Genomic DNA, 414 nt, shown 5'->3' with positions numbered 1-414 from the left:
TTGCCAACCAGGCTGAGGGAACCTTTGGGCGCCTCCGTTACTTTTTAGGAGGCAACCGCCCCAGTTAAACTACCCATCAGGCACTGTCCCTGACCCGGATTACGGGCCGAAGTTAGATGTCCAAAGTGACCAGAGTGGTATTTCAACGATGACTCCACCCSAACTGGCGTCCGGGCTTCAACGTCTCCCACCTATCCTACACAAGCCACTCCGAACACCAATACCAAACTATAGTAAAGGTCTCGGGGTCTTTCCGTCCTGCTGCGCGTAACGAGCATCTTTACTCGTASTGCAATTTCGCCGAGTTYATGGTTGAGACAGYRGGGAAGTCGTTACTCCATTCGTGCAGGTCGGAACTTACCCGACAAGGAATTTCGCTACCTTAGGATGGTTATAGTTACCACCGCCGTTTAC

Annotated in this window: 1 rRNA gene; it reads right to left on the bottom strand. The window is 52.1% G+C overall.

Annotation, left to right across the window (positions count from 1 at the left end):
• Positions 1 to 414, bottom strand: a 23S ribosomal RNA gene (locus AC1DCY_RS27770); the annotation flags it as partial.

This window comes from Lysinibacillus sp. 10T31, assembly GCF_056394365.1.
Note: the sequence above shows the minus strand (reverse complement) of the source record. Positions and strands in the feature narration are given on the sequence as shown.